Raw genomic sequence first — 997 nt, 5'->3', positions numbered from 1 at the left:
GCCTTCATGAACCGGTCGCGGATCACGACCGGATCCATGGTGATCACCGGCATCTTGGCGTTGCCGCTTTCGCACTTGCTGACGATGATGGTCATCTGCTTGACGTCCAGCGCCTCTTGCAACACGCGACCGGTTTCCTCGGCCAGGCATTCGATCACCCGGTCACAACCTGCAGCCTCGGCCAATTTCGCCAACGAGGTTTTCTGCCCCGCATAAGTCGGCTGATCTCCGGTCGATCCGTAAGAGCCGTTGTCGATGATCAGCAGGATGTAGTTGTCCGCCACATTGTTCGCGATTGTCGGCAGCGTGCCCAGATTGGTCAGGATCGAGCCATCTCCGTCAATGACGATCACCGGTTTCGGCTGCGCCAGTGCGAGTCCCAGCCCGATGGAGGAGGCCAGCCCCATCGTACCCAGCATGTAGAAATTAGTCGGTTGATCGTCGATCGCATGTAGTTCCTGCGACGGGATGCCAATATTACACACAACCAACTGGTTGCGTAGGATCGGGGCAATTTCCTTCAGGATTTCAGAACGGATCATTGGTCGCCATAGCCTCCCCAGAAATTGGCGTCGGTCAAAATGGCAACGGGTTTGTTGCACATGAAGGTGTATTTCAGAATATTGTCCAACTCCTCTACGTCTTTCTGCCAATGAAAATGGTAGGTCGGGATATTGAGTTGAGCCAAAAGCGCCTTGGTGTGAACCGCCATCTCCACCTGGCAGGCGACGGGTTCGCGCAACTCTCCGCGATAGGAAATCAGCATGGGCAGCGGCATCCGGTAGTACTGGATCAGCGTGGCCAGCGTGTTGATCGTCACCCCGATGGCGGTGTTCTGCATGATGATGGCCGGGCGCTTGCCGCCCATCCAGGCGCCGGCGCACAGCCCCATCCCTTCATCCTCCTTGTTCGAGGGGATGTGAAAGATGTCGTCGCGTTGGTCAATCTCCTCGATCACCCCGGCCAGCTGTTTGCAGGGCACAGTGGTGACAAACGA

Annotated in this window: 2 protein-coding genes; both read right to left on the bottom strand. The window is 56.9% G+C overall.

Annotated features, from left to right (window positions below):
- A partial coding sequence (gene comE / locus ACR0IK_RS24355) for a sulfopyruvate decarboxylase subunit beta (RefSeq protein WP_480643686.1) occupies positions 1-542 on the bottom strand: 542 nt, incomplete at its 3' end.
- Positions 539-997: sulfopyruvate decarboxylase subunit alpha (locus ACR0IK_RS24350; RefSeq protein ID WP_480597443.1), on the bottom strand; the 459-nt coding region annotated here is incomplete at its 5' end. The genes comE and ACR0IK_RS24350, both read right to left, overlap by 4 nt.

This window comes from Ruegeria sp. BF7, from assembly GCF_056538605.1.
The sequence above is the reverse complement of the archived record's forward strand: the minus strand, read 5'-3'. Positions and strand labels throughout refer to the sequence as shown.